The sequence below is a fragment of the Streptomyces sp. genome (assembly GCF_035644915.1).
Classification (GTDB): Bacteria; Actinomycetota; Actinomycetes; order Streptomycetales; family Streptomycetaceae; genus Streptomyces.
Map to the genome: position 1 here is coordinate 19,732 of NZ_DASQNP010000229.1, position 7,633 is coordinate 27,364.

The 7,633-nt window shown below is 73.9% G+C and carries 7 protein-coding genes; 4 read left to right on the forward strand and 3 right to left on the reverse strand.

Going from position 1 to position 7,633, the window contains the following annotated elements:
* Positions 1-10 precede the first annotated feature (10 nt).
* Positions 11-955 carry an arabinan endo-1,5-alpha-L-arabinosidase gene (locus VE546_RS24600; protein WP_414720570.1) on the reverse strand — a complete coding sequence of 315 codons (945 nt, stop codon included), beginning with the start codon at positions 953-955 and terminating at the stop codon, positions 11-13.
* A gap of 586 nt (positions 956-1,541) precedes the next feature.
* On the opposite strand from VE546_RS24600, the gene VE546_RS24605 reads away from it, so the two are divergent.
* Positions 1,542-2,354, forward strand: a complete 813-nt coding sequence (locus VE546_RS24605) for an SAM-dependent methyltransferase (RefSeq protein WP_324925994.1) — start codon at positions 1,542-1,544, stop codon at positions 2,352-2,354.
* Between the two features lie 13 nt (positions 2,355-2,367).
* Here VE546_RS24605 and VE546_RS24610 read toward each other — a convergent pair whose 3' ends face one another.
* Positions 2,368-2,787: an STAS domain-containing protein gene (locus VE546_RS24610; protein ID WP_324925996.1), complete on the reverse strand. Its 420-nt coding sequence runs from the start codon at positions 2,785-2,787 to the stop codon at positions 2,368-2,370.
* 88 nt (positions 2,788-2,875) lie between these two features.
* Positions 2,876-5,392: an ATP-binding SpoIIE family protein phosphatase gene (locus tag VE546_RS24615; RefSeq protein WP_324925998.1), complete on the reverse strand. Its 2,517-nt coding sequence runs from the start codon at positions 5,390-5,392 to the stop codon at positions 2,876-2,878.
* Positions 5,393-5,717: 325 nt separating this feature from the next.
* Here VE546_RS24615 and VE546_RS24620 point away from each other — a divergent pair, with 325 nt between their 5' ends.
* The 3 genes from VE546_RS24620 to VE546_RS24630 form a co-directional block, all read left to right on the forward strand.
* Complete coding sequence (locus tag VE546_RS24620) at positions 5,718-6,200, forward strand: DUF6098 family protein (RefSeq protein ID WP_324926000.1); 483 nt, start codon at positions 5,718-5,720, stop codon at positions 6,198-6,200.
* 128 nt (positions 6,201-6,328) lie between these two features.
* Positions 6,329-7,087, forward strand: a complete 759-nt coding sequence (locus tag VE546_RS24625) for a DeoR/GlpR family DNA-binding transcription regulator (RefSeq protein WP_324926002.1) — start codon at positions 6,329-6,331, stop codon at positions 7,085-7,087.
* On the forward strand, positions 7,084-7,633 hold a 550-nt coding region (locus VE546_RS24630), incomplete at its 3' end, for a 1-phosphofructokinase family hexose kinase (RefSeq protein ID WP_324926004.1). The genes VE546_RS24625 and VE546_RS24630, both read left to right, overlap by 4 nt.

Below are 7,633 nucleotides of genomic sequence, written 5' to 3' on the forward strand. Positions count from 1 at the left end.
GCGCGGGGCGTCAGTGGACGTAGGGCCAGCCCGCCGAGTCGTAGGCCAACCAGTTGATGCCCAGCAGCGCCGTGCCGTCGTCCGCGTAGTAGTGGTACGCGAGGATGTCGCTGTCGGTGTCGGTGAACACGTCCTGGTGACCGGGGCCGTGGACGCTGCCGTGACCGGCCAGCACCTCGGTGCCGCCGCCGGAGGTCATCGGGACGCCGTTGCGGTCGTGGTACGGACCGGTGACGCTGGTGGAACGGCCGACCATGACCCGGTAGGTGCTCGACGCGCCCCGGCAGCACAGGTCGAACGACACGTAGAGGTAGTAGTAGGAGCCGCGCTTGACGATGGTCGGCGCCTCGATCGCGCCGCCGCCGCGTCCGGCGAGGGAGTACATGGTGCTGCCGGTCCGCTTCCCGGTGGACGGGTCGAGCCGGATCATCTTGATGCCCGACCAGAAGGAGCCGAACGCCAGCCACCAGCGGCCCTGGTCGTCCACGACGAGGTTGGGGTCGATGGCGTTGAAGTCGTCCGACTGCCGGGACTCGATCACCAGGCCGTGGTTGGTCCAGGAACCGGACGCGCCGGTGGTGCTGGTCGCCAGGAAGATCGCCGACCGGTTGGAGCCGAAGGTGGAGGCCGAGTAGTACATGTAGTACCGGCCGTTGTGGTACGAGAGGTCCGGGGCCCACAGGTTGCGGCTGCCGCCGGTGTAGGCGGTGGTCCAGGACGCCCCGCCGGGGAAGGCCGAACCGGCGTTGCGGAAGGCGGTGCGGTCGGCCGAGGTCTTCAGGGCGATGTTGTCGCCGGTGTGCGCGACCAGGTAGCTGCCGTCGGGCCGTTTGACGAAGGTCGGGTCGTGCACCCCGATGTCCCCGGTCACCAGGCCGGGGTTGGGGTATGCCGCGGCCCCGGCCTCGGCGGCCGCGGCTCCCTGCTGTCCGGTCGTGCCGATGACGGACGTCATGACCAGCGCGCCCGCCGTCAGCAGCGCGCCCAGCAGGCGGCGCCGGGACGGCCGGGCGGCCCGGCCGTCCCGGCGCCGCGTCCCGTGGTCCGCCACGTGTGCTGTCACTTCTGTGTCCACTTCTTGTCTCCTTGCTCCGCTGCCGAAGGGGGGTGGTCTTGCCGGAGAGGGCCGGTGCCGGGCGGGGCCGGGCGGAGGACCGGCCCGCGGTGGGCGACCCGCTGCTGTCGCGGTGGTGGAACGGGGAGTGGAGCGGTGGTACGGCGGCCGTCGAAAACTAGCGTCCGATATTTCGAACGATGACCGACTGTTCGGACGAGAAGATAGGCAGGGAGGGGAGGGCCGTCAATGCTCCGCGCACCACCGAAGGCGGCTCCCACGAGGAGGCCACCGTCACCGCCGACCGGGAGCCCGCCGACCAGGAGCCCGGAGCCGGGCCTCACCGGCCGTGGCCCCGGGCACGCGCCCGTGACCCGCCCGGGTGTGCGGCGCCCTCCCCGGTTCGGCATGATGGCGGCCCGGAACGCGGTCGCGGCGGTACGCCGTCGCGGGGGAGGGCCCACGGCAGCGGGGCGGGGAGGAAGACATGGCGGAGAACGGCGGCGGGCCGGGCGGACCGGCCGGGGAGAACCGGCAGGTGGCGCACAACGCCCGGGTGTGGAACTACTGGCTGGGCGGCAAGGACCACTACGAGGTGGACCGCCGGGTCGGCGACCACATCACCGGCATGTACCCCAGCATCCGCGAAGTGGCCCGCGCCGACCGGGCGTTCCTGGGCCGCGCCGTGCGGTACCTGGCGGGCGAGGCGGGCATCCGCCAGTTCCTGGACATCGGCACCGGGCTGCCCACGGTCGACAACACCCACGAGGTCGCCCAGCGCGTCGCCCCGGAGTCCCGGATCGTCTACGTCGACCACGACCCCGTCGTGCTGACGCACGCCCGTGCCCTGCTCACCTCCACCCCCCAGGGCGCCACCGACTACCTCGACGCCGACGCCCGCGACCCGGAGGCGATACTCCAGGCCGCCGCCGAGACGCTGGACTTCACCCGTCCCGTGGCGATCATGCTGCTGGGCATCCTGAACTTCATCCCCGACACCGACCAGGCGCGGGCGGTCGTACGGCGGCTGCTGGACGCCGTGCCCCCCGGCAGCCACCTGGCCGTCACCCACCCCACGCTGGAACTCGGCGGCGAGGCGAACGCCGACGCCATGCGGTACTGGAACGAGAACGCCACGCCCCCGATCGTCGCCCGCGACCGGGAGGAGTTCGCCCGCTTCTTCGAGGGCACGGAGCTGCTGGAGCCGGGCATCGTCTCCTGCGCCCGCTGGCGTGCCGGGGACGGCGCCGGCGGACCGGCGGAGGTCGCCCAGTTCGGCGCCGTCGGGCGGAAGGTCTGAGGAGCCGCGGCGGTCAGCCCTCCGCCAGCGCGTCGGAGACCGTGGCGTGGAGCGGCAGGATGTCCACCAGGTGAGTGAGCTCCATGACGCGCCTGACCTCGGGCTGGACCGCGGCGAGCGCGAAGCGGTGGCCGGTCTCGCTCCGCCGCCGGAAGACCTCGACGAAGACGCCCAGGCCGCTGGAGTCGCAGAACGCCACCCGGGACAGGTCCAGGACGACCAGGGGCACGCCCTGCAGCTCCTTCGTCATCAGGTGGCCCAGCAACTGCGGCGAGGTGTGGTAGTCGATGGACCCGCCGACGACGACAACGGTGTGCCCCTGCCCGGCGTGCGAGGTGATGGCCAGGCTGGGGCCGCTGGGAAGCGGCCCCGGGACGGTCGGCGCGCCCGTACCGGTGGGCTCGTGCGGCTGGGGGGTCGGCGGTCGGTTCATGCTCGGCGGCTGTCCGTTTCTCTGTACGAGGGGCGCGTCGGCGGTGCGTCCGCCCCTGCTCCCGGATGGAGACGTCCCGGCGGCCCGGTCACACCTTGACTTCCGCCCACACCACCTTGCCACCTTCGATCCACCGGGTGCCCCAGCGGGTCGCGATGGCGTCGATCAGGAAGATCCCCCGGTGCCCGAACCCTCCGGGAGCGGACGTCACCAGCAGGGGCTCGTCGGTGCTGCTGTCCGTGACCTCCAGCATGACCCTGTCCCCGGCGCGCCGCAGCTCCATGCGCAGCGGTGTCCTGGCGTGGCGGACGGCGTTGGCCACCAGTTCGTCGGCGATGAGCATCATGTCGGCCGCCAGCCCGCCGAGCCCCCAGGCGTGCATGGTCTCGGACACCAGTTGGCGCGCGTCCGGGACGGCGTCGGACACCGGGGGGTACTCGCGGACGACCGCGGTCCGGTCCTGGCCGCCGCCGGCGGCGGGGCGGTGGACGTAGAGCACGGCGATGTCGTCGTCGTGCCGGCCTCCGGCGGTCAGGGCGTCCACCCAGGAGTCGCAGTCGGCCTCGATCTCCCCGACCGGCCCGCCCAGCAGCGTCCGCAGTTCCCGCAGGCCGTCGTCGATGGAACGCCCCCGCCGCTCTATGAGGCCGTCGGTGTACATCAGCAGGCGGGCGTCGGAGGGGAAGGGGATCTCCTGCTCCGAGTAGGCCTGCCTGCCGACCCCCAGCGGAGGGCCGGTCGTGGCGTCCAGGAAGCGGACCCGGCCGTGCGGGTCGCGCAGTGCCGGCGGCAGGTGCCCGGCGACGGCCAGGCGCAGCCGCTCCCGGTCCGCGTCCAGCAGCGCGCAGGCACAGGTGATGATGCGCCCGGCGGCGATCTCGTCCACCAGGGCGCTGAGCTGCTCCAGCACCTCGGCCGGGGAGAGGCCGAGCAGCGCGTAGGCGCGGCAGGCGGTGCGCATCTGCCCCATGACGGCCGCGGCCCGCACTCCCTTTCCCATGACGTCCCCGACGACCAGCGCCGTTCTTCCGTCGGGCAGGGGGATGAGGTCGACCCAGTCGCCGCCGGCCTCCGTACCGCGGGTGGCGGGCAGGTAGCGCGAGGTGCTCGCGATGCCGTCGACCTGGGGCAGGGTGGGCAGCAGGTGGCGCTGCAGCTCCATGGCTGCGTTGCGCTCCCGGCGGTAGAGCTGCGCGTTCTGCAGCGCCACGGCGGTCTGGGCGGCCACCCCCGTGGCCAGCCGCTCGTGCCGCTCGGTGAAGACGCCCCGGTCGGGGTGGCCGAAGAAGAAGCCGCCCAGGACCTCGCCGCGGGAGACCACCGGGACGGCGAGGTAGCTGCGCACGGGCAGGTGCCCCTCGGGCATGCCGCGGTGGGGCGGGTTGCGGCCGTACCGGGGATCGGCGGTGATGTCGTCGGAGCGGAGGACGCCCAGGCCGCGGAAGGTCGTCTCGAACACCTGGGTGTTGCGGGGCATGGGGAACTTGTCGAAGGCCGACCGGTCCACCCCGGAGATCACGTACAGGAGGTAGGACTCGCCCGTCTCGCCCAGGACGTTGTAGAAGAAGGCCCCGAAGGCCGCCCCGGTCAGCCGGGTGGCGGCGTCGACCGCGTGCTGCACCAGGGCGTCGAGGTCCAGCTCCGCGGCCAGGGTGTTCCCGACCTGCTGCAGGGTCTCGACGATCGTCGCCTCCTCCCGCAGTTCCTCCTCGCGGCGCTGGAGTTCCCGCTGCGAACGGCGCAGTTCCCGCGCGGTGGCGCTCAACTCCGCCACCAGGGTCTCCAGATGGACGGCCTGCCGCTGGACGGAGTCCTCCAGGGCGCCGAGCAGGGCCTCCGCGGCGGCGGCGCGCTCGTGCACCGTCTGCTCGGCGGGCCCGGGTGACGGCGACGTGCCGCTGAAGGGGAGGAGCGCCATCCGGGTGCTGACGGCGACGGTGCGGAACAGGTCGGCGGTCTGGGGCGGAAGCGGAACGCGGGAGAACATGACGACGGCGAACAGTTCGCCCTCCGGCAGCGGCCCGCCGAACGCCAGGGCGGAGCGGATGCCGTGCTCCGCGACGAACTCCTCGCCCCACAGCCCGCGCGCCCGGTCCTCGTCACCGACGTGGAGGACGTCGAAGCGGGCCGACGGCGGCAGCGCGCCCTCGGTGATCCCCCCGGCGCCGGGAACGGAACCGGAGCCGATGCGGTCGATGAGCCGGGAGACCAGCGGGACCCGTCGGCTCGCCTCCTCGGAGGGCACGGGCAGGACGAGCCGTTCGAAGCCGGTGGACGACTCCCGGCCCGCAGCGGGCGGACCGCAGGACGCGACGGTCGCGAGGCAGCGGGTGCCCGGCGGCGGGGGAGCGGCGGCCGGCCGGGAGGAGGCCGCCGCGCGGAGCCCGGGCGGAAGGGCGTTCCAGCGCCGGGTCACGAACAGGTTCACCAGGGAACACGCCCTGCGGCCGGCTCCGTCGGCCATGCCGTGGTACAGGAAGTCCGCGACGGCCTGCGCCGCCGCGTCGAGCGACGACGCCCCGCGGGAGGCCCTGCGCAGTTCCGCCCCGCAGCGCACCATGTCGCTGAGGCTGAAAGCCGACAGGTCGAACCTGGTATCCCCCACTGCGTCACTTCCTGGTACGGGGTCACCGCCGAGAACTGCGGACACCAGAGGTTACCTCGCTCTGTGAGGAGTTCTTCGGGCCGGACTCTGTACCCGGAGCCCCTCCTTTCAGACCTCCCGGCGGGGACCGGTGGCGGGATCGGCCCGGGTGTGGGGTGTCCATGGCCGGAATCCGGCTCCGTGTTTCCTCTCCCGCCGACCGGGCACGCGACCGGGTGCCGATCCGGTGGCACCACTCCTTGGTCGAGCCTTGGCGAACGGCCCCGGTCCGTTGGACGTGCTCACAACCGGGCGGCACGAGACACCCAAGGAGCGAGCGCTGGTCATGACGGTCCCGTCCGAGCTGCCCCTCATCACGTCCCTCGACGAACTGGCCCGCCTGGTCGAGAACGGCCGGCGGCTGTACGTGCGCTGGTCCCGGGGGCCCCGGGCCGACCTGGGGGACGCGGCGAGCACCGACGACCTCACCGGCATCCCGCTGCCGGGCCTGTCGGTCAACGCCCTGGACATCGAGCCGTGGTGGTCCCGCCGGCCCGTCCGGCTGTGGGTCGCCCGGCGCCTGTACGACTACTGCCACCTGCGCCGCCAGAAGGGCCCGGGCATCCGCCCCTGGGTGCTGCGCGGCCGGGAGGTCGGGCGCGGGCCCGACAACGAGCCGCTGGTCCGGGAGGTGGAGCCGATCGCCTGGGTCGGCCCCCAGGTGATCACCGAGGCGGAGGAGGAGGTCGCCCGGCAGCGGGGGAGCTGGGGCCCGCTGGACCGGGGGGCGGGCCACGGCGCGGGCCGTGGCGCGGAGCCGCCGCGCTGACCGTCCCCGCAGGCGGGCCGTTTCCGATCCTGTCCGGAGGAATGCCCGAGTGCGCCTGCTTGTCGACGGTACGCGCGTAGCATGGCGCCGGAGCAACACATTCGGTTATGAAACGGACGCAAACCCCCATGTACGCTGCGGAGCGCCGGCAGGAGATCCTGCGCCTGGCCCGGGAGAGCGGTCGGGTCGACGTACCGGCCCTGGCCGAGGAGTTCCAGGTCACCGCCGAGACCGTCCGGCGCGACCTGAGGGCCCTCGACCGGGCCGGACTGGTCCGCCGCGTCCACGGTGGCGCCATCCCCGCCGGGCGGCTCGACGTCGAGCCCGACCTCGTCGAGCGCGGCACCGCCGCCGACGAGAAGGACCGCATCGCCCGGGCCGCACTGACCGAGCTGCCCGCCGGTGGAAGCGTGATCCTCGACGCCGGCACGACCGTCGCGCGCCTGGCCGCCGCGATCCCCGTGGACTCGGCCCTCACGGTCGTCACCCACGCGCTGCCCGTCGCCGCCCGGCTGGCCGACCACCCCGGCATCGCCCTCCACCTCGTCGGCGGCCGCGTCCGGCACCGCACCCGCGCCGCCGTCGACGCCTGGGCCCTGCGCGCCTACGGAGAAGTCAACGCCGACGTGCTCTTCCTGGCCACCAGCGGCTTCCGCGCGGACGGCGGCCTCACCACCCCCGACCCGGCCGAGGCCGCCGTCAAACGGGCCGCCGTCGCGGCCGCCCGCCGGGTCGTGCTCCTCGCCGACTCCACCAAGTTCAGCCAGGGGCACTTCGCCCGCTTCGGCGACCTCTCCCAGGTGGACCTGCTCATCACCGACACGGGACTCGGCCCCGGGGACGCCCTGGCCATCGAACGGCAGGGCACGGAAGTGGTGCGCGCATGATCCTCACGGTCACCCCGGACCCGGGCCCGGACCGCACCTACGGACTGCCGGCGCCGGCCCGCGGCGCCGTGCTGCGGGCCGGCGCGGACCGCGTCGACCCCGGCGGCAAGGGCGTCAACGTCTCCCGTGCCGTCGTCCCGCTCGGCGGGCCGGAGGGCGAGCAGCTCGCCCGGCTGCTCGGCGAGCGCGGCATCGAGGCGGCCGGTGTCCCGATCGCGGGCTCCACCCGCGTCAACATCACCCTGGTCGAGCCCGACGGCACCCTCACCAAGGTCAACGCCGCAGGCCCCGAGATCAGCGGTGCCGAGGCCGAGGCGCTGCCGGAGACCGCGCGGGCGCGGTCGGCCGACGCCGACTGGATCGCCTGCTGCGGCAGCCTGCCGCGGGGACTGCGACCCGAGTGGTACGCCGAACTGGTCCGCCGCGTCCACCGGGCCGGTGCCCGGATCGCCCTGGACACCTCCGGCCGGGCCCTGACCGCGGCGCTGGGGGAACGGCCGGACGTGGTGAAGCCGAACGCCGGGGAACTCGCCGAGGCCGTGGGCC